Source organism: Providencia sp. 2.29 (assembly GCF_015832305.1).
Taxonomy (GTDB): Bacteria; Pseudomonadota; Gammaproteobacteria; order Enterobacterales; family Enterobacteriaceae; genus Providencia; species Providencia stuartii.
Genome location: NZ_CP065420.1, coordinates 3,695,383 through 3,716,752 on the forward strand (window position 1 = coordinate 3,695,383; position 21,370 = coordinate 3,716,752).

At 43.8% G+C, this 21,370-nt stretch carries 17 protein-coding genes and 1 riboswitch; of the genes, 7 read left to right on the forward strand and 10 right to left on the reverse strand.

Annotated elements, in window-relative coordinates; all coding sequences use genetic code 11:
- Window positions 1-11: 11 nt before the first annotated feature.
- The 5 genes from parC to nudF form a co-directional block, all read right to left on the reverse strand.
- Window positions 12-2,270: a DNA topoisomerase IV subunit A gene (gene parC / locus I3B46_RS17455; protein ID WP_163762166.1), complete on the reverse strand. Its 2,259-nt coding sequence runs from the start codon at window positions 2,268-2,270 to the stop codon at window positions 12-14.
- A 39-nt stretch (window positions 2,271-2,309) separates the two neighbouring features.
- The gene (gene parE / locus I3B46_RS17460) at window positions 2,310-4,205 is read right to left on the reverse strand and encodes a DNA topoisomerase IV subunit B (RefSeq protein ID WP_004925119.1); all 1,896 of its coding nucleotides are present in this window, start codon (window positions 4,203-4,205) and stop codon (window positions 2,310-2,312) included.
- Between the two features lie 96 nt (window positions 4,206-4,301).
- Window positions 4,302-4,883: an esterase YqiA gene (yqiA, locus tag I3B46_RS17465; protein ID WP_040132435.1), complete on the reverse strand. Its 582-nt coding sequence runs from the start codon at window positions 4,881-4,883 to the stop codon at window positions 4,302-4,304.
- Window positions 4,883-5,722 carry a 3',5'-cyclic-AMP phosphodiesterase gene (gene cpdA, locus I3B46_RS17470; RefSeq protein ID WP_014657637.1) on the reverse strand — a complete coding sequence of 280 codons (840 nt, stop codon included), beginning with the start codon at window positions 5,720-5,722 and terminating at the stop codon, window positions 4,883-4,885. The genes yqiA and cpdA overlap by 1 nt, the downstream gene beginning before the upstream one ends.
- A 108-nt stretch (window positions 5,723-5,830) precedes the next feature.
- Entirely contained in the window at window positions 5,831-6,469 is a 639-nt protein-coding gene (gene nudF / locus I3B46_RS17475) for an ADP-ribose diphosphatase (RefSeq protein ID WP_004925129.1), read from the reverse strand.
- A gap of 343 nt (window positions 6,470-6,812) precedes the next feature.
- Between nudF and tolC the strand changes: the two genes are divergently transcribed.
- The 4 genes from tolC to I3B46_RS17495 all read left to right on the forward strand — a co-directional run bounded on the left by tolC (window position 6,813) and on the right by I3B46_RS17495 (window position 11,064).
- Window positions 6,813-8,189: an outer membrane channel protein TolC gene (gene tolC, locus I3B46_RS17480; RefSeq protein ID WP_004925132.1), complete on the forward strand. Its 1,377-nt coding sequence runs from the start codon at window positions 6,813-6,815 to the stop codon at window positions 8,187-8,189.
- Between the two features lie 316 nt (window positions 8,190-8,505).
- Window positions 8,506-8,709, forward strand: coding sequence for a hypothetical protein (locus I3B46_RS17485; protein ID WP_127891330.1), 204 nt, complete (start codon window positions 8,506-8,508; stop codon window positions 8,707-8,709).
- Window positions 8,710-9,198: 489 nt separating this feature from the next.
- Window positions 9,199-9,897 carry a DUF1190 family protein gene (locus I3B46_RS17490; protein WP_004925139.1) on the forward strand — a complete coding sequence of 233 codons (699 nt, stop codon included), beginning with the start codon at window positions 9,199-9,201 and terminating at the stop codon, window positions 9,895-9,897.
- A gap of 6 nt (window positions 9,898-9,903) precedes the next feature.
- Window positions 9,904-11,064, forward strand: a complete 1,161-nt coding sequence (locus tag I3B46_RS17495) for a glutathionylspermidine synthase family protein (protein WP_060561409.1) — start codon at window positions 9,904-9,906, stop codon at window positions 11,062-11,064.
- Between the two features lie 106 nt (window positions 11,065-11,170).
- Here the strand turns inward: I3B46_RS17495 and ygiD are convergent, their stop codons facing one another.
- The gene (gene ygiD, locus I3B46_RS17500) at window positions 11,171-11,959 is read right to left on the reverse strand and encodes a 4,5-DOPA dioxygenase extradiol (protein WP_104873249.1); all 789 of its coding nucleotides are present in this window, start codon (window positions 11,957-11,959) and stop codon (window positions 11,171-11,173) included.
- A 165-nt stretch (window positions 11,960-12,124) separates the two neighbouring features.
- Entirely contained in the window at window positions 12,125-12,778 is a 654-nt protein-coding gene (gene ribB / locus I3B46_RS17505) for a 3,4-dihydroxy-2-butanone-4-phosphate synthase (RefSeq protein ID WP_104873248.1), read from the reverse strand.
- Window positions 12,779-12,934: 156 nt separating this feature from the next.
- A riboswitch (FMN riboswitch) is annotated at window positions 12,935-13,085 on the reverse strand.
- Between the two features lie 281 nt (window positions 13,086-13,366).
- On the opposite strand from ribB, the gene ubiK reads away from it, so the two are divergent.
- On the forward strand, window positions 13,367-13,651 hold the full coding sequence (gene ubiK / locus I3B46_RS17510) for a ubiquinone biosynthesis accessory factor UbiK (RefSeq protein WP_004925153.1): 285 nt from the start codon (window positions 13,367-13,369) through the stop codon (window positions 13,649-13,651).
- A gap of 94 nt (window positions 13,652-13,745) precedes the next feature.
- Here the strand turns inward: ubiK and hldE are convergent, their stop codons facing one another.
- The 3 genes from hldE to I3B46_RS17525 form a co-directional block, all read right to left on the reverse strand.
- Window positions 13,746-15,176, reverse strand: a complete 1,431-nt coding sequence (gene hldE, locus I3B46_RS17515; protein ID WP_004925155.1) for a bifunctional D-glycero-beta-D-manno-heptose-7-phosphate kinase/D-glycero-beta-D-manno-heptose 1-phosphate adenylyltransferase HldE — start codon at window positions 15,174-15,176, stop codon at window positions 13,746-13,748.
- A gap of 71 nt (window positions 15,177-15,247) precedes the next feature.
- Window positions 15,248-18,109 (reverse strand): bifunctional [glutamate--ammonia ligase]-adenylyl-L-tyrosine phosphorylase/[glutamate--ammonia-ligase] adenylyltransferase, encoded by a 2,862-nt coding sequence (gene glnE, locus I3B46_RS17520; RefSeq protein ID WP_053109743.1) that lies wholly within the window; start codon window positions 18,107-18,109, stop codon window positions 15,248-15,250.
- Between the two features lie 9 nt (window positions 18,110-18,118).
- Window positions 18,119-19,081 carry a CYTH domain-containing protein gene (locus tag I3B46_RS17525; RefSeq protein ID WP_104873247.1) on the reverse strand — a complete coding sequence of 321 codons (963 nt, stop codon included), beginning with the start codon at window positions 19,079-19,081 and terminating at the stop codon, window positions 18,119-18,121.
- A 391-nt stretch (window positions 19,082-19,472) separates the two neighbouring features.
- On the opposite strand from I3B46_RS17525, the gene I3B46_RS17530 reads away from it, so the two are divergent.
- Both I3B46_RS17530 and I3B46_RS17535 read left to right on the forward strand, forming a co-directional pair.
- On the forward strand, window positions 19,473-20,090 hold the full coding sequence (locus I3B46_RS17530) for a TIGR04211 family SH3 domain-containing protein (RefSeq protein WP_014657632.1): 618 nt from the start codon (window positions 19,473-19,475) through the stop codon (window positions 20,088-20,090).
- A gap of 9 nt (window positions 20,091-20,099) precedes the next feature.
- Complete coding sequence (locus I3B46_RS17535) at window positions 20,100-21,344, forward strand: multifunctional CCA addition/repair protein (protein ID WP_104873629.1); 1,245 nt, start codon at window positions 20,100-20,102, stop codon at window positions 21,342-21,344.
- Window positions 21,345-21,370: the final 26 nt, after the last annotated feature.

Genomic DNA, 21,370 nt, shown 5'->3' on the forward strand with positions numbered 1-21,370 from the left:
TTGCACTATTATTATTTGTCTGCATCCGCAGTTTCAACTTCAATTCGCTCAATATTATGCAAGCCACGAGGTAGTGATGTACCACGACGCCCTCTTTCTGCACGATATTTTTGCAACTCTTCCGATTTCAATCTCAGTTTCCGTTTACCGAAATAGAGCGTAATTGAAGCCTGTGCTGGCAGCACTAATAACCAAACAAGAAGGTCTTCACCACTTGCCGCTTGAGCACCGGTAATATTGATGATCTTATTACCTTTCCCTTTCGACAATTGAGGCAAATCAGCAACAGGGAACATTAACATACGACCAGCCTTAGTAATGGCTAACAGTACATCTTCTTGCTCATTATTGATCTCAATTGGTGTGAGGATCTTGGCGTTATCCGGCAGATTAATCAGAGCCTTACCTGTTTTGTTCTTGGTGACAAGATCATTAAAGGTACAAATAAAACCATAACCCGCATCCGATGCCATTAAATATTTTTGCTCATCTTGGGCCATCAGAACATGTTCGACGGTCGCCCCCGGCGGTAGTGATAAACGCCCGGTTAATGGCTCCCCTTGACTGCGTGCGGAAGGTAGCTCTAATGGGTCAACCGAATAACTACGCCCTGTCGTATCTAGGAAAACAACAGGCTGATTGGTTTTACCTCGAGCGGCACCTTTGAAACTATCTCCAGCCTTATAACTCAGATTAGAAGGCTCAATATCATGCCCTTTCGCACTGCGTACCCAGCCCATTTCTGACAATACAACGGTAATCGGCTCTGAAGGTAGAATTTCATGTTCGCTCAATGCTTTTGCTTCTTCACGTTCACGCAGTGGCGAGCGACGCTCATCCCCATAAGCTTTGGCGTCAGCCTGAATTTCTTTTTTAATCAGCGTATTTAGCTTACGCTCGGAGCCTAAAATACTTTGTAATTCATCACGCTCTTTAATTAATTCATCTTGCTCGCCTCGAATTTTCATCTCCTCGAGTTTAGCCAAATGACGTAATTTTAATTCTAAGATAGCTTCTGCTTGCGTATCAGAGAGATTAAAGCGCGACATTAAGACAGGTTTTGGCTCATCTTCCGTACGGATGATCTCAATAACTTCATCAATGTTAAGATAAGCAATTAATAAACCGTCTAAAATATGTAAGCGTCTAAGAACCTTTTCTAAACGATGATTAAGGCGATTACGTACCGTTTGACGGCGGTAAACAATCCATTCATTGAGTATATCTACCAACCCTTTAACTGCTGGACGATTATCAAGACCTATCATGTTGAGGTTAACGCGATAGCTTTTCTCGAGATCTGTCGTCGCAAACAGGTGATTCATCACTTGTTCGAGGTCAACACGATTACTACGCGGCACAATGACTAGGCGTGTAGGATTTTCGTGATCGGACTCATCACGTAAATCATCCACCATCGGTAATTTCTTCGCGCGCATCTGGCTTGCAATCTGCTCAAGCACTTTCGCCCCAGAAACTTGATGAGGCAGAGCAGTAATAACCGCATTGCCATCCTCTTTTTCCCAAACAGCACGCATACGAACCGAGCCGCGACCATTTTGATAGATCTTACGAATATCCTCTCGGGAAGAGATAATCTCTGCTTCGGTTGGGAAATCTGGACCAGGAACATACGACATAATGTCATCCAGCGACAGCGTTGGCTTATCCAATAGAGCAACCAAGGCTTGAGCCACTTCCCGTGCATTATGAGGTGGGATATCTGTCGCCATCCCAACGGCGATCCCCGTTGTACCATTGAGCAAAATATTCGGTAAACGCGCTGGCAACATTTTTGGCTCATTCAAAGTGCCATCAAAGTTAGGGATCCAGTCCACTGTGCCATGCGCAAGCTCGCTCAATAATACTTCTGCGTATTTTGATAGCCGTGATTCGGTATAACGCATCGCGGCGAAAGATTTAGGATCATCAGGCGCACCCCAGTTTCCTTGACCATCAACCAATGGATAGCGGTAAGAAAACGGTTGAGCCATTAGCACCATCGCTTCATAACAGGCAATATCACCATGAGGGTGATATTTACCTAGTACGTCACCGACCGTCCTCGCTGATTTTTTATATTTCGCCGTATTATTAAGTCCTAACTCGGACATTGCATAAACGATACGGCGCTGGACGGGCTTTAGCCCATCGCCAATAAAAGGTAACGCCCTATCCATGATCACATACATCGAATAGTTCAGATAGGCGTTCTCAGTAAAGGCGTGGAGGGGTAAACGCTCTACGCCGTCATGAGTAATTTCACTCATTCAATACTTTCCTTACTCTTTTTGATAGCGTGATGAATGTTAGACTTCAATTTCAGCCATATCGCCTTTTTCTTGTAACCAGTTACGACGATCTTCTGAACGTTTTTTTGCTAACAGCATATCCATGACGGCCACTGTTTCTTTGTAGTTCTCATCATCAATGGTTAATTGAACAAGACGGCGAGTGTTGGGATCTAATGTCGTTTCACGCAATTGAATTGGGTTCATTTCCCCCAACCCTTTAAAGCGCTGTACATTGGGTTTGCCTCTCTTACGACTCAGCCTATCAAGCACGGCATTCTTTTCGCTTTCATCCAATGCATAAAACGTCTCTTTCCCTAAATCGATACGATACAGTGGCGGCATTGCCATGTATACATGCCCTTCTTTGACAAGCTTAGGGAAATGACGCACAAACAATGCACATAACAGCGTCGCAATATGTAACCCATCAGAGTCAGCATCCGCAAGAATACACACTTTCCCGTAACGCAATTGGCTTAAATCCTCACTATCAGGATCCATACCGATGGCAACAGAAATATCATGAACTTCTTGCGACGCCAGCACTTCATCGGAAGAGACTTCCCATGTGTTTAGGATCTTCCCACGTAAAGGCATAATAGCTTGATATTCACGGTCGCGGGCTTGCTTTGCTGAGCCTCCCGCAGAATCCCCTTCCACCAAGAACAGCTCTGTCATACTTAAATCTTGGGAGCTACAATCTGCTAACTTACCGGGTAAAGCGGGGCCACTGGTTAACTTCTTACGCACCACCTTTTTAGCCGCACGCATACGCCGCTGAGCGCTAGCAATTGCCATTTCCGCTAACTGTTCGGCAACTTGAACGTTTTGGTTTAACCATAGGCTAAAGGCATCTTTTACGACGCCAGCAACAAATGCCGCACATTGGCGAGAAGAGAGACGCTCTTTCGTTTGCCCAGCAAATTGCGGATCTTGCATCTTAACCGAAAGCACATACGCACAGCGCTCCCAGATATCATCAGCAGACAGTTTTACGCCACGAGGTAAGATATTACGGAACTCACAGAACTCCCTCATTGCATCAAGTAACCCTTGGCGCAACCCATTCACATGGGTTCCCCCTTGTGCGGTTGGGATCAAGTTAACATAGCTCTCCGTGAGCAGTTCTCCGCCTTCTGGTAGCCATAAAAGCGCCCATTCAGCCGCTTCGCTCTCCCCCGAAAACTCTCCAGTAAATGGTTGATCCGGTAACAGCTCTAATCCATTAACGGCTTCCATTAAATAGTCTGTTAGCCCATCCGTATAGCACCAGCTTTGCTCTGTATTGTTGAGCTGATCCTTAAACGTGATTTTCACGCCAGGGCATAAAACCGCTTTTGCTTTTAAATTATGAGCTAAACGAGAAACGGAAAAACGCGGATTATCGAAATAGCTTTCATCCGGCCAAAAATGCACGCTAGTGCCAGTATTGCGCTTAGCGCACGTACCGATAACATGCAATTCTTCGACTTTATCGCCATTTTCAAAGGCAATTTGATAAATTTGACCATCACGGCGCACTGTGACTTCAATACGCTTAGACAAAGCATTAACAACGGAAATACCTACACCGTGCAAGCCACCTGAGAATTGATAGTTTTTATTGGAAAATTTACCACCAGCGTGTAACTGCCCTAAAATCAGTTCCACAGCGGAGACTTTCATTTCAGGATGGATATCAACGGGCATACCTCGCCCATCGTCAATCACTTCAAGTGACTGATCAGGATATAAAATTACTTCAATATGCCCTGCATGCCCTGCCAGTGCTTCGTCAACACTGTTATCAATTACTTCTTGTGCTAAATGGTTCGGTCGGCTGGTGTCTGTATACATCCCAGGGCGACGGCGAACAGGTTCCAAACCACTGAGGACTTCAATGGCCTCTGCGTTATAACTAGATTGAGTCATGTTGTCATTCTGCGGTAATAGGTGATTAATTGAACAACTCAAAGCGTTCAATCAGTGATTTACTGTTGATAATAACAGTGTACAGATGTTTTGGCATTATTTCTCTGCCAATCTCAGAAAATGGATGATTTGCGGAAAGTGATTCTCAAAACCAACAAAGGCATGATTACCTTGTGGTTCAACAGTTTGTTTGCATTTTGCAAGATAGGAAACCGCTTGGCGATAATCGAGCACTTCATCCCCCATTTGTTGTAACAACCAGATCAAATCGGGATGATCAACTTGTGGCAGATGCAATGCTTTCAGTTCATGCATATGCTTAGGCTCAAGAAAATACTTTTCATGCGTATAAGGATTGATATTTTCGCCAAGATAATCCTGCAAAAGATCAAAAGGACGCACTGCGGGATTCACCACAACGGCTGGGATCTGAAAACGCTGTGAAAACCAAATCGAAAAATAGCCGCCTAATGATGAGCCAACGAGCCCCATCGGCGCGTCTTTATGCTGTAGCACAATCTCTTCTAACATAGAAGCGGCTTGCTTTGGATAGTTAGGCAATTGCGGCACAATCATGTTGATGTGCGGGTAGCGCTCATTCACCCACTGTTTTAAGCCATTGGCTTTCGCCGACTGTGGCGAACTATTAAAGCCATGGATATAAAGAAGCGTCGACATTAGTAGCCGTCCGAATCAAAGTCAGGACTGAATTCTTTGGTATTTAAACGACACACTTGCGTACTAATATGCCTTTCCCCTTTCTCATTGATGGAGAGTTCGAGATAGCGCCAGCCTGGAGCGACGGTATCTAGTGCAAAGTTGGTACAATGAGGCTTAAACTGCACGCATGTCGAAGGCGTCGCTAATAAACGAATACCATGCCAGTATTCATCCATTTCTTGATGAATATGCCCACAAAGCATCACTTTAACTTGTGGATACCCTTTTAGGTAATCCGCAAGAATATGGGAGTTACGCAAGCTGTGCTGATCAAGCCAAGTACAGCCCGAAGGTAAAGGATGATGATGAAGCATCACTAAAGTGGTACGCTGAGGGCGCTTATCCAAACAGCTTTTCATCCACTCAAGTTGCTGCTCTGACAATTCGCCATGTGGAACGTCTTGCAATTGGCTATCCAGCATCAAAATTTGCCATTCATCACCAATCAAAATTTCTTTTGCACTTGAAATCCCCGCTAACTTTAAAGAGCTGACCATTGCAGGTTGGTAATCATGATTACCTGGGAGCCAAACACAGGGAGCCGGTAGACGCTCAATCCCTTTTGCAAAATGTTGGTAAGCTTCTGGTGATTGATCTTGGACTAAATCACCGGTTGCAACGATCAGATCGATAGGCAGATTTTGTTCTAAAATAGCATCAAGGACGGCATGATAGCTCTTGTGCGTGTTAATCCCCAATAGGGTATTCGCTGTATCAGCAAAGAGATGCGTATCAGTAACTTGTAAAATCCTGACTACCTTCGCATTACGAGCAGTCACTTCGAGCTGGCTGTCCAAAAGTTTTCCTTGTTCCAATAAAAAATGTCACCGTTATTTTGCTATTCTACCGTTAACAGTAGGTTAATATCTGCTAAATAGCACACACTTCATTAGATTAATTGTTATTTAAGACAGTTTCACCCATTTTTGTTGCAATTTTTTGTAATTAAGCTGTAGCCACTGGAGCACAATGACCGTTGCCGCATTATCAATAATCCCCTCCTCAACCCATTGATAAGCCTGCTCACGGCTAACCACATGGACACGGATATCTTCATTTTCTGATTTTAAACCATGGATACCAGAAGCATGGGAACTGTCAACCTCACCAACATACACATACATACGTTCAGAGGTGCCCCCAGGACTCGATAAATAGCTTAATGCTTTTTCAGTGCGACCAATGACCAATCCGGCTTCTTCGTCAGCTTCACGACGTACTACTTGCTCTGCAGTTTCATCGGTTTCTATCATTCCTGCAACCGCTTCAAGTAACCATGGCGTTTGACTGGTTTCTATGGCAGGCAACCTAATCTGCTCAATAAGCACAACCTTATCGGCTTCAGGATCATAGGGTAAGATAACGCCGGCGTGCCCGCGTTCAAAGACCTCACGAGTAATTTCTTCGCTCCAACCCCCCTCAAATAATCGATGGCGAAAGCGGTATTCAATCATTTGAAAAAAACCATTAAATAATTTACGCTTAGATATAATTTCAACATCATTTTTATTATATTTAATTGGCTGCTCTACATTTTTTGTCATAACAATCTCCTAAGCTGATGTTTTCCATATTAAGGAAAAATTATGGAATAAAACAGTTTTTAGGGCTTTTTCCCTTTATATGAGTTAATGTTTAAACAAATTGAGACAAAATGGCACAAAACGCTACCGTTAACCTATGCGATACTCTGTTACAATAAGCGTCAATATGAACTGAAATATATAGGCAACAACAAGGTCTGTTTTTGACAAGTATTTCTAGTGATGATGATTTATTTACATATAGGTTCCAGTTTGTCCTATTTATCTCGGCTCTCTCCTCACTTATGCCAGTGGGGCACAGGTAACAGGCTGAACTTATTTGCTGTTTAATCAAGGAATCCAAATGAAGAAACTGCTTCCCCTTTTTATTGCATTAAGTTTTGTGGGTCTCAGTACGAATAGCTACGCAGAAGATCTACTTCAGGTTTACCAAAAATCCAAAGAAAGTAACCCTGATCTAAGAAAATCATTAGCGGAACGTAACCAAGCTTTTGAAAAGATTAATGAATCCCGTAGCCCATTATTACCACAATTAGGTTTAGGGGCCGGTATAACATATGGCAGTGGTTATCGCGATACGAGAAATACTGAAAGCAACGGTCTCAATGCTTCTTTGAAATTGACCCAAGTCGTTTTTGATATGTCAAAATGGCGTCAACTCAGCGTCCAAGAAAAAACCGCGGGTATCACGGATGTTTCGTATCAAACCAGCCAACAGCAACTGATTTTGGATACTGCAACAGCTTACTTTAACGTATTAAAAGCGATTGACGCGCTATCCTATATCGAAGCAAATAAAGAAGCCGTTTACCGTCAACTCGATCAAACGACCCAACGCTTTAACGTGGGCTTAGTGGCTATCACTGACGTACAAAACGCCCGTGCAAACTACGATAGCGTGTTAGCACAAGAAGTTTCAGGCCGTAATGACTTAGAAAATGCGGTTGAAAAACTGCGTCAGGTCAGCGGTGTTTACTACAATCAACTGGCTTCACTGAATATCGATCGTTTTAAAACCGTGACTCCTGATCAGGTTGATGCAATTTTAAAAGAAGCGGAAGAGCGTAACCTAAGCTTACTGAGCGCTCGTTTAGCACAAGATGTTTCACGTGAAAACATTCGTTTAGCGGAAACTGGGCATATGCCAACCATCAATCTTGATGCGGCTACCAGCGTTGCCAATACACATAACCATGGCAGCAACTTCAACGGGTTAGATCGCAATAGCTATACTGGTCAAAACAGCATTGGCTTAACCTTAAGCTTACCACTTTATAGTGGTGGTGCGGTGAGTTCACAAGTTGAACAAGCACAATATGGTTTCCAAGGTGCCAGTGAGCAACTTGAGAGTGTTTATCGTAACGTAATTCAGTTGGTACGTTCTTCATATAACAACGTGTCATCTTCTATCAGTAGCATCAATGCGTACAAACAAGTCGTTGTCTCTGCACAAAGTTCATTAGATGCGATGGAAGCTGGTTACCAAGTGGGAACTCGTACGATTGTTGACGTGTTAACCGCAACTACCGCGCTGTATCAGGCAAAACAAAACCTGTCTAATGCACGTTATGATTACATGATTAACCAATTAAACATTGAGTTTGCTCGTGGCACACTCAATGAAGAAGATATTGCTCGCCTTAATGCAAGCCTAGGCAAAGAGGTTTCAACCTCACCTAGCAGCATTATTCGCAATATTGAAACACCACAAATTAGGTAATAACAACTTTAAAGGGGTCGATAAGTCGGCCCCTTTTTATTCGCGCCAACCTCCCTCCTTTTTTAACTTTCCTTTCTTAAACACGTTGATGATCACCACGGCCTAAATTGCACGCTGTCATCAGTGAAACATTTGTGTTTTCTCCTCCATCAATAAATTAACAAAATCTATTAATATAAAATAAATTCAATAGGTTACAATGAAATCTAGCATAAATTATGGAGTTTGCGTCAGTGAATGCAAAGCCATTTTTCTCAATAATTAGGGAGTGATATAAAACGAGCTCCTTAATTGATAGATAACAGATGGAAATATTATGAAGAGATTTATTCTTCTTGCATTATGCACGACGCTTATACTGCCAACTATGGGTGCACAAGCATCCCCACGCTCTCATCATACTGAGGCAAAAATTTCAGCATCACCAGTTAAAGCACATAAAAATAAAAAGCCAACACCACCGCCAAAAAAGAAAAAAGCCCCAAGAAAACATAAATCTAAAATTCCACCAAGACCATAATTGGGACTAATGTGCATGGGTGTGTTTATGAATTTAAACCACCCATTATTTAGCAAGCAAAGTATCTTTAACTGATAAAGCCCTTTTATTTAGTGAATAATCACCATAAAACAGGGTTTTTGATTTTATAAAAAGCCTAAAACATCATGTAGTAATAGTAGAAATTCGTATAAATATCGTTTTTGCTATCTAAAAGAGTGCAACCAGACTTTATTGATTATTTCTTTGTGCAAAATCAGCCAACTCTGATGAGAAACATTAAGTAATAAATCAAAAAACAAACAAAATATAATTTATTGAAATAAAACAAAAATAGTTATACTTTTTCTAAAATAACTTCTCTTGCGTATTAATTCTGACGAGGAATTTGCAAAATTTATTATTTAATCGCATTTCATTGGCATTTCTGCTTTAATTTTCAACGTATTTCCCCTATCCTAGAGTCAACAAAACTAACCTCTTACTCACTCTTAATTCAGGGTAATTACCATGACCATGAAGCGTACCAAGCATATTAATCAAGACGCATTTCGTAAGTCTTGGCGTTCATATCGCTTAGCACCCGTTGCTATTGCCGTTAGTGCTGTATTTATGCTCTCCGCTTGTGAAGAAAGCGATGAGACTGTTTCTCTGTATACCAATGCGCAGGATTGTAGCCAAGCTAATCCTTCTCAAGCTGAACAATGTACTTTAGCCTACAACAATGCATTACAAGAAGCGGCAAAAACAGCCCCTAAATATGCAACGAAAGAAGATTGTATCGCCGAATTTGGCGAAGCAATGTGTACTCAAGCACCTGCACAGGCTAGTTTCTCAAGTACCGCAGGTAATGGTGAACAAACAGCTCAAGCACAAAGTAGCTCTGGTAGCATGTGGATGCCATTGATGATGGGTTACATGATGGGTCGAATGATGGGCGGTAGTGCACCTTCACAACCTCTTTTTAGCTCTAAAAATCCAGCTAGCCCAGCTAATGGCAAATTTGTCGATGCTACAGGTAAAAGCTATGGTCCTGCTGTTGCAGGTGGGCGTTCTATCAGCGTACCAAAAACAGCAATGGCACCTAAGCCACCAACCACTTCCACCATCACTCGTGGTGGCTTTGGCGACACGGTGAATAAGCAAGCGATGGCACAGAAATCTTCCTCGTCTAAATCTTCTTCATCTTCCCGTTCAATGGGTGGTTGATAAGTAATGAAACGAGTACCAATTATTGAGCGCCCTGATTGGCGCGAAAAAGCAGCTGAATTTGGCTTTGGTTTTCATACCATGTATGGCGAGCCATACTGGTCTGAAGACGCTTACTATCAATTCTCAATGGCGCAAATTGAAGAAATTGAAGATGCCACTGCTGAATTACACCAAATGTGTTTAAAAGTGGTTGAACGGGTTATTGAAAGTGATGAGTTACTTGCACGCTTTCAAATCCCAAAACACTGTTGGGAGTTTGTACGCCAATCGTGGAAGACGAGCCAACCTTCGCTCTATTCACGCCTTGATCTGGCCTACGATGGAGTTAACCCTCCTAAGCTACTAGAGAATAATGCTGATACACCGACATCGCTCTATGAGTCAGCCTTTTTCCAGTGGATTTGGTTGGAAGATCAGGTCAATGCAGGGAAACTACCTGAAAACGCCGATCAATTTAACAGTATTCAAGAGCAGTTGATCGAACGTTTCACTCAGCTTAAAGATCAACATGGTTTCCGTCTGCTGCATATGGCGTGCTGCCGTGATACCGATGAAGATCGTGGCACTGTTCAGTACCTACAAGATTGTGCTCATGAAGCAGGTGTCGCAACTGAATTCCTTTATATGGATGAAATTGGCTTAGGTGAAAGAGGTGAATTCACAGATACACAGGATCAGATCATTAGTAATCTGTTTAAACTGTATCCGTGGGAATTTATGCTCAGAGAAATTTTTTCTACCAAATTGGAAGATGCCGGTGTACGTTGGTTAGAGCCAGCTTGGAAGAGCATTATTTCGAATAAAGCACTGCTACCAATGTTATGGGAAATGTTCCCAAATCATCCTAATTTGTTGCCAGCTTACTTTGCTGATGGCGAAAAACCAGAGCTTGAAAGTTATGTGATCAAACCACTATTTTCTCGCGAAGGGGCGAATATTCGTGTGATTGAAAAAGGCCAAGAGATTGCCTCAGCAGATGGTCCATATGGCGAAGAAGGCATGATCATCCAGCAGTTCCATCCGCTACCTCAATTTGAAGGTAACTATACATTAGTAGGAAGTTGGTTAGTGAATGATCAACCTGCGGGTATCTGTATTCGCGAAGACAAAGAGCTTATCACTCAAGACCTCTCTCGCTTCTATCCTCATGTCATTATTGACTGATAGACAAACGGCATGTTAACCATGCCGTTTTCTTCCACTAAAAACACAAGGCAGTAAATTTACCTTCAACGCGGGAAAGTCATTTTTGTTTACCTTTCCTAGCCTGTTATTCACCTACTTGCACCGATAGCATGCTCAAAGAGCCTGATACAATCCCTTCTGTCGGGGTAGATATTGCTTCTTTACCATCCCAACTACCAATCACATACAACAAAGGTAAAAAATGCTCCGGTGAAGGGTTAGAACGCCTCCCATCTTCCCGTATAAGAGCCGCTGTCAAAGGGTGAGGTAACTGCTTGCTTGTTAGGTGCTCAATCACAAATTGCTCAAACGAACGCGCCCAAGGGTACGCCTCAACATTCGCATTTTGCCAATTCATTTCCCTCAGATTATGCACCACATTCCCACTAGCCATAATCATCACTCCCTGCTCTCTTAATGAGGCCAGCTTACGCCCCACTTCTAAGTGCCAAGCCGCAGGTTTTGTTCCATCAATACTCAATTGAACGACTGGAATATCTGCTTGAGGATACATACGAACGAGGATCTCCCATGCACCGTGATCTAGCCCCCATTCACTTTTATCTAAATAGACTGGTAATGGCGCTAATAAATCGGCGACTTGCTGAGCTAGTTCAGGGGAGCCTGATGCTGGATATTGCACTTGATACAAAGGTTCAGGAAAGCCGCCAAAATCATGAATGGTTCTTGGCTGAGCCATCGCGGTGACGGCGGTTCCTCGAGTATACCAATGTGCCGAGATCATCAAGATAGCTTTGGGTTTAGGCAGCGACTGCCCAAGAGCTGCCCATGCCTGAGTATATTGGTTATCTGATATCGCATTCATTGGGCTGCCATGGCCAATAAAAACCGCTGGCATTTTGTTCGCTGACATGAGTTTCATGCTCCATCTTACACATTATTATCTCAGCATACGCAGTTTAATAATAAATCACAGTAGATGGTGCTGAGCATCTTCGTCAAATAAATTGAATAAGCCACAAAGGTGTGCAACTTTGTGGCTTAAAATTCGATGCTAAATGTCTAACTCTCTGTTTGCTTAGCTCGCTTTCTTTTCCATCTGCAAACGGTATGCAACCAGATCTTCAATTGTTAAAACGGTCATACCATGTTCTTTAGCAAAAGCAACGACGTTCGGTGCGCGAGCCATTGTGCCATCATCGTTAGTCAATTCGCACAACACTCCCGCGGGTTTAAACCCAGCTAGTGTCGCTAAATCAATGCTCGCCTCTGTATGACCACGACGAGTCAGAACCCCGCCATCACGACCACGCAGCGGGAACACATGTCCTGGATGATGTAGATCTGCCGGCGTTGCATTATCAGCAATGGCAGCACGGATTGTTGTGATGCGGTCTGCTGCTGAAACGCCCGTCGTTACCCCTTTAGCTGCCTCAATCGTTACCGTAAAAGCAGTATTGTTTTGGCTGGTATTATTTTGCACCATCATAGGCAATTCAAGCTGTTTACGGCGTTCTTCCGTAATGCACAGGCACACAATCCCGCTACTATAGCGGATAGTCATGGCCATTTGTTCTGGCGTCATTGTTTCTGCGGCAAAAACAAGGTCGCCTTCATTTTCACGATCTTCATCATCGAGCACAAGCACACCTTGGCCTTGGCGCAATGCTGCAATGGCACGTTCAACACGTTCGATTGGATTACCGAATTCGGAAAGTAGCGTCTGATTCATGGTAAAAACCTCTTAAGTAATAATTTATTAGTTACCAGAATCAGGGCAGTCTTAGGAGTATGAGAACTGAATAAACAAAACAGCCACGAGTGTGCGCTCTGCCAATTCAGATATGAAAAGCAATACAGTGCTTCGATAGCACAATGATGCTAATACCGTTATTCTCTCCCATCCGGACTATAACCGTCGGCTCCAGATTCACACTGGATCTGCTGACCTTTACCCTAACAAATGATAAAGCGCTCGCGGGCTTCATGCCTAGGCATGTTACCGCCGGTGGGGACTTCCACCCCGCCCTGAGATAAGCGCATTCAATATAACGCCAATAATTACAACGTGCAACGGGCAAACCCAAAATTAACGGCTAACTCACATTTTCTGTCAAAAAAAATCAATAAAAAACGAAGCATTATTCATTCAAGTCACACATTAGATACGCTTAAGTGAGGATGAGCAATTGAGGAAGACAGGCCTATCTTGCACACCTTTATCTCAACTTGCTGCACAAGGTGCATATGGGCTTTATTACAAAGCATTCTAGTATTACACTATCGGTAAATTGATCTTTTAAAACTTAAGGACCCGCGAATGCTCGATCCGAAAAAAATTGAACAAGTAGCCCGCCAAATTCAAGGTGCTTTACCAAAAGGCGTCCGTGATTTGGGTGAAGATTTTGATAAGAAACTACGTTCACTGCTTCAGTCACAACTCAGTAAACTTGACCTTGTAAGCCGCGAAGAGTTTGATATTCAAACCCAAGTGTTATTGCGTACACGCGAAAAGTTAGCGCAAATGGAACAACGAGTGAAAGCATTAGAAGAGCGTTTTGGTGAACCAAAAGCGCTTGAAGAGAAGCCATCTGAACAAGAATAATTTCTTGCTCCCCTAGGCGGTAGCGCTATACGACGAATTTTGATAAGACCTGTGCCACATCTATCACAGGCCTTATCAACGGTATGTTTGTAGCTTATTTGCTGGTTTTCATAATATTTTTAATGATATTCGTCGTTGAAATACCATCTTCAAAGTTCAGTACTTTAACCTCACCACCCGCAGCCCAAACTTCCTCGCTCCCAGCTATCTCTTCAGGGCGATAATCTCCCCCTTTCACCAGAACATCAGGTAGCACTTCACTAATTAAACGTTGTGGCGTGTCTTCTTCAAAAGGAACGACCCAATCGACAGATTCCAACGCTCCTAGCACAATCATACGCTGCTCCAGCGGATTGACGGGGCGAGTTTCCCCTTTAAGGCGGCGCGTCGAAGCATCACTATTTACGGCGACGATTAGCCTATCCCCTAGCTTACGAGCATTAGCAAGGTACGAAACATGGCCTGCATGCAGAATATCAAAACAACCATTTGTCATCACCACACGTTCGCCACGCAACCTTGCGTTTGCCACAGCCTGTTTTAGCTGCTTTTCATCCATCACACCAAAACCGTTATCGGCACGGCCGCGGATCGCATTCTCTAACTCGATAGGGGAAACGGTTGAAGTCCCCAATTTTCCAACGACCACACCTGCCGCAGCGTTAGCTAACGCACATGCCTCATGCAGAGGGCGACCTGAAGCAATAGAGGCCGCCAATACGCCAATGACCGTATCCCCCGCCCCTGTTACATCATAAACTTCTTGCGCTTCTGTCGGTAAATGTAGCGGTGGCTCATCACGGCGGATCAGGCTCATCCCTTGCTCAGATCGTGTGATCAATAACGCTGTTAAATCGAGGGATTTCAATAAATTCATCCCCTTCTCTTCAACATCTTGGTTATCACGGCAACGACCGACAATGGCTTCAAACTCAGACATATTTGGTGTCAGCAACGTCGCACCACGGTAGCGTTCAAAATCACTCCCTTTCGGATCAATCAGAACAGGCACGCCGGCTTTGTTTGCCAAGGCAATCATTTTTTGTACTTGCGATAATGCCCCTTTAGCATAATCTGACAATACCAATGCACCAATATGTGGCAAGGCTTGTTCAATACGTTCTAGCAAAGGTTGAACATCAATATTTTCAAAGCCTTCTTCAAAATCAAGGCGGATCAGTTGTTGATTACGTGACAACACCCGTAATTTCGTAATCGTGGGATGAGTTGGGATTGCCACAAAGTCACAACGTACTTTTACAGCATTCAAACTTTCAGTGAGTGCTTTTGCCGCATCGTCAATTCCCGTCAAGCCAACAAGGCGAGAGTTGGCGCCTAATGAAGCAATATTCATGGCTACGTTAGCAGCACCACCAGGACGCTCTTCAACCATATTGACTTTAACCACCGGCACCGGTGCTTCTGGTGAGATACGACTCGCTGGGCCATGCCAATAGCGGTCTAACATGACATCACCAACAACAAGTACACCTGCTTGTTTATAATCAGGGAGTGTTACTTTCATCCCAAAACTCCAGTTTTCAAAAGGAAGCTGTAATTAATTAACGCGATATTATCACAAAGCAATAGGCCGCGTTAATGATGCGATTCGACCGCCCCTAGCCATTTTTCCCAACTCGCTAAAACCTGTTCACGCTCAACGACAAACTGGCTGATATCCACTCTACTTGGCAATGATTGCAAAGCAAGATGATGTAATTCATCACGCATAGTCACATACGCCTGAGTTAAAGCATTGGCTTCATTTTCAGGCATCAACGCATGTTGAGCCATAAGTTCAAAGATACGGACATTATCAGACCAACGAGTTAACGATGGGTTTTCAGGTGCGTAGCGTAAAACAAGGTATTGTGCGATAAATTCAATATCGGTAATGCCCCCCGGATCAGCTTTCAAATCAAATAGGTTACTTTGATGGCTCCCTAAGTGTTGATGCATTTTCAACCGCATATCACGTACTTGCTGACGTAATGTTTCTGCATCTTGTGGAGTACATAAGGTTTCATGGCGAATACGATTAAACTCTTGTTGTAATCTAGCATCGCCAAATACCATTCTAGCTCGGATCAATGCCTGATGTTCCCATGTCCATGCTTCATTTTTTTGATAATCATCAAAGGCTTCAATGGTACTGACTAACATACCAGACTCCCCTGATGGCCTTAAACGGGCATCCACTTCATACAGTACCCCAGAGGCTGTACGGGTACTAAATAGATGAATAATGCGCTGTGCAACACGTAAATAAAATTGCCTTGCGTCTATTGAACGCTCACCATTCGTGACAACCCCGATAGGGCAATCGAATAGAAACACCAAATCCAAATCGGAACTGTAGCCAAGCTCCCAGCCGCCTAATTTCCCATATCCCAATACCGCAAAACCATATTGTTTTTCATCTAATTGAGCAAGATGTGCTGGCTCACCGTAGCGTTTCACCATTTTTTGCCATGCTTGATGAACAACGGCATCAATGATCGCTTCAGCCAAATAGGTTAAATGATCACTGACTTTCATCACTGGCAAGACGCCCGTAATATCTTCCGCAGCAATACGCAATAATTGTGCTTGTTTAAATTGCCTTAATGCCTCTAGCTGTTGCTCTTCATCTTCTTCTGGCACTCGCATTAAATATTGACGCAATTCATCACGATATGCGGTTAAAGGTAGAGGTTGGTAAAGGGACTTCGGATCGAGTAGCTCATCAAGCAATAATGGGTGGCGGGCAAGCTGCTCCGCAATCATTGGGGATGCGGCACATAAGCGAATAACGTGAGTCAATACTTCATCAAATTCAAGCATCAACTCTAAATAGGTTGTTCGGCTAACTATGCTTAATAAAAGTGGTGTTAGACGTTCGACAACTTGCCCTGCATCCGCCCGCTCTCCCACTTTTGCCAATAATTTAGGCATTAATTCATCAAGAACATCTCGCCCACGCGGCCCTATCGTGCGTTTATTGAGGTCGTGACGAAACATCAAAATGCCATGAATGATTTTCTGGGCAACTTCCTCGTCCTGAGAAGGCAAGTAAGGGGCTAACTCCTCTTTAGTAAGCTCCCCTTGCCACAAGGTGATATAGATCTCATCGAAGCTATCTTGACGCTCTTCTTCATCATCCTGACCAATTTGTTCAGTAAAAATATGATGAACCATCGCCATTTTCTGCATGAGTTCTTGATAAAAAGCCTGCCAGTGTTCAAAGCCCATCCCCCAAGCTAAACGGGCTTGATTGAGAGCATCATCTGGTAGAGTCTGGGTTTGCTGGTCATCAATACTTTGCAATAAATTTTCCACCCGCCGTAAAAAGAGATAATTCTCTTGTAGCAGTTCGACTTGCTCGGCAGGAAGCAGTTCAAGCTCTCGAATACCTTTCATGGCTAGCAGTAATGATTGTGATTGCAGTGCCGGTTCGCGGCCGCCACGGATCAACTGAAAAACTTGAGTGATAAATTCAATTTCTCGAATGCCACCAGCCCCAAGTTTAATATTATCGACCAGCCCCCGACGGCGAACCTCTCGCTCAATCATATTTTTCATATTACGTAGCGATTGAATCACACTAAAATCGATATAACGGCGATAGACGAAGGGACGTAGTAACTGACGCAATGTATCTGCATAATGTAGGCTATCTGGCCCCATAATACGTGCTTTAACCATTGCATAACGTTCCCAATCTCGCCCTTGCTCTTGATAATAATCCTCTAAAGCAGAGAAACTGAACACCAAAGGCCCACTGTCACCAAATGGGCGTAAACGCATATCGACACGATAGACAAAGCCCTCAACCGTGACTTGATCGAGGACGCGGATCAACTTTTGTCCTAGACGGGTAAAAAATTGCGCGTTATCTAGCTCTTTGCGTCCACCGCGTGTTACGCCATTTTCGGGATAGGCAAAAATCAAATCGATATCAGAGGAAAAATTAAGCTCTCCACCACCCAGTTTCCCCATCCCAAGAACCAGTAATGGCTGTGGGTTACCTTCGCTATCACAAGGCGTTCCCCACGATTGACTATATTGCTGATATAACCAATCTCTTGCGGCAACGATCACGGTTTCCGCTAAATGACTCAGTTGCTGTAAGGTTTCTTTTTCCGAACTGATCTTTAAGGCTTGCATCCAAGCGGCTCTGACTAGCATTTGATGGCGAAATGTCCGCAATACTCGCATCAAATGATCTTCATCTACCACCGATTCCAAATCCTTTCCAAGCCACTGCTCATAATGTTGCCATTCGCTAGGGCTAGGTCGTTGCTCACGGATCTGCTGCAAAAAACGTGAATGCGCTAAAACCTGCTTTAACACAAAGTCACTAAAACTTAGTACGATGGCTTCTTCATCACTCAGAGGCAGTAATTCACTTCCATGATCGGCCAAACGTGCGATAACCCGCTCTCGTTGGCTGTGTAGCAACTCAGGAAAAGGATGCATATCAACACCTTAATGAATATCAGTATATTTCAAGGCAATTAACCACTGCGTGAAGGCCAATTTACATTTTAACCAGCGGCTACTGTAGCAAAAGGTTTCTGCACTCAGTTTATCATCGGCAAGATCCGCGCGAAGCTGCTCTAAAGGAATATCCTGCACAAACTGGGGGGCAGAGTTGCGATAATGCACCAAAAACGCTTGGACAAAGCGTAAAAAGACATCAAGCCCTTCACGGGCACCCGCCTCATCGGCTAGCCAATAGGCTTCATGCTGTTGGCTTAGCTGCTGCATATGCATCAATGCTTGTTCTATGGGCTGTTGCTCATAATCAAACACCGTTTCTGGCTGTTGCAATGGCGCGCGCTCTGTTTGCATCAATGAATAGCCTCTCGCAGCTTTACTGGTGGAAGAGAGGCGCAAACCATCAATGTCGGCTAGCTTTTTCGCTAAATTCAGTACATCTGCAACGAAACCTTTTTTAAGTTCTAATTCAAATTCTTGAATAGGAAGATCTCGGGAGCCAGCAGAAATTTCCCCCTGATCGAAAACAATTTCGATTTCACTGTCTTCAAATGTCACTAGCCATTTTTCACGGGTAAAATTAGTACTAAAAAGGATCTGTAATTGTGACTGTAATTGCTGGACATCGGTGCCTTTTGGCCAAATTTCGACGGGAAAAGCGGGTAAATTGAGCTCTGGTGCATCAATATCAACATTATATTCAGGACGTTGATGCAATCCGCCAATCACTTGTCCTGCCGTTTTAATGGTCATTTCATAACGACCATCACAACCGCGAATACGCAATCCCATATCCCATTGGCGCAGTTGGCGTGTTTCAGTGTCGAAATAGATATTAGTCAGTTTCTTTGGTTCAGTATGTTGGTGGGAAAGTGTCGATAAAAATTGGCGTACTGGCTCAATTGCCGTGGTTTGAGCAGCCAATTTCAGTTCAACTTCTAGGTGGCTCATACATTTCCTTAATTGATAATTTCTCTGCAATTATATTACCCCAATCAGCGCCGAGTGAGAAAACAAAGCGCAAAGAAACCAAAAATTCTATGCTCTCAATTTATTTCAGGTGTTTATGTCAAGAAATGCAAGGAATTATACGCTATATAGTGAGTTAGGATAGTTCCCATTCTGGTTTTACATTTGCACACGCACACTTAACTCTTTAGTATTTGTACTCGTCGTACTTCAAGTTGTCGCAACACGCTGAGTTTTTGTTGACTAAGTCATCCGCGCGAATGGCATCGCTATCTATTTCGCTCACTCACCGTCTAGCCGCAACTCGAATGATCTAGAGTATGTCTACACATATGCCGCATTCATTCACCATAAATAATAGAAAGTAAATACTATGCGAAAAATACCATTATTACTCCTTTCAATCATGGGGCTAAGCCTATCAGTCAGCACCGTTGCCGCTGAAAAACGTTATATTTCTGATGACTTATCAACTTATGTGCATAGTGGGCCAGGAACAAAATATCGGATTGTTGGCACACTCAATGCGGGTGAAAGTGTTGAGCTTATCTCAACGGATGGTAATTTCGCTCAAGTCAAAGACGAACGTGGGCGTACAGTATGGCTTCCAGAAAACCAACTCAGTGACACACCGAGTATGAAAATACGTATTCCTGAGTTAGAAGCCGAAAATCAAAAATTACGTCAGCAACTCGAAAATATTGATAATACGTGGAATACACGCACGGCGGATATGCAACAGCGCGTTGCCGATAACGATAAAATCGTCAACCAATTGAAAGCCGAAAATGAAAAATTGAAAAATGAGCTTATTAAGTCTGGCAAGAAATTAGAAATTGCGGAAGTTAACCTTGATGACCGTCGTCGTGAACTCATATTACAATGGTTTATGTATGGTGGTGGTGTTGCGGGGGCTGGGCTTATTTTTGGTCTGATCCTGCCGCATATTATTCCGCGCCGTAAAAAACGTAATGATCGTTGGATGAGCTAAAAATTAATGATGAAAGTATATCTGGTCGGTGGAGCGGTACGAGATGAACTGCTTGGCCTTCCGGTCTCAGATAGAGACTATGTGGTGGTAGGGTCAACACCTGAAACGATGTTGGCCCAAGGTTTCCAGCAAGTGGGGAAAGACTTCCCGGTATTTCTTCACCCTCAAACCCATGAAGAGTACGCTCTAGCAAGAACTGAGCGCAAAACAGGCGCAGGGTATACTGGATTCAGTTGCTATTCCACCCCAGACGTGACCATTGAAGATGATCTTCTACGCCGTGATCTCACTATCAATGCCATCGCTAAAGATGACCAAGGACAGTTGACCGATCCCTATAATGGGGTCGATGACTTAAAGGCGAGAGTCTTACGTCATGTGTCTGAGGCATTTGCTGAGGATCCACTACGCGTTTTACGCGTAGCGCGTTTTGCCGCTCGTTACGCTGAACAAGGTTTTCATATTGCCCCCGAAACCCTATCGTTAATGCAAACCATGACGGCATCTGGTGAACTTACTCATCTAACCGCTGAACGTGTTTGGGCAGAAACCGAAAAAGCCTTGAAGTCCAAATCACCGCAGGTCTACTTTGAGGTACTCCGTCAATGTGGGGCCCTTGCCGTGCTATTTCCCGAAATCGATAATTTGTTTGGCGTGCCAGCTCCTGCCAAATGGCACCCAGAAATTGATACGGGGATACACACCCTAATGGTGTTACGTATGGCCGCCCAACTTTCCACTGATGTTGATATTCGCTTCTCTGCACTGTGCCACGATGTCGGTAAGGCACTCACTCCCAAAACTATCTGGCCTAGCCATCCTCATCATGGCGAAGCTGGCGTTGCCCTAATCGATAACTTGTGTGATCGCTTAAAAATTCCTAATAGCGCGAGGGAGCTTGCACGCCTAACCGCTCGTTTCCATGATAAAATTCATGTCATAAATCGATTAACAGCCCAAGAGCTGGTTCAATTATTTGATGGATTAGACAGTTGGCGTAAACCTGAGCGAATAGCCCAATTGGGGGTGATTAGTGAAGCTGATGCGCGTGGTCGCGCTGGCTTTGAACAGCAAGCGTATCCACAAGCGGAGTTTTTTCGCCAAGCTTTTCATGTTGCCCAAACGGTTAGCGTTAAGCCTATTGTTGAGCAAGGGTTTCAAGGTCCCAAAATCCGAGAAGAGCTGACTCGCCAACGCATTGAACAGATTGAACAGTGGCGGCAACAGCAAACACTGTTACCTATTAATGCCTAACCGATAGTTGGCGGCGATACACCGCC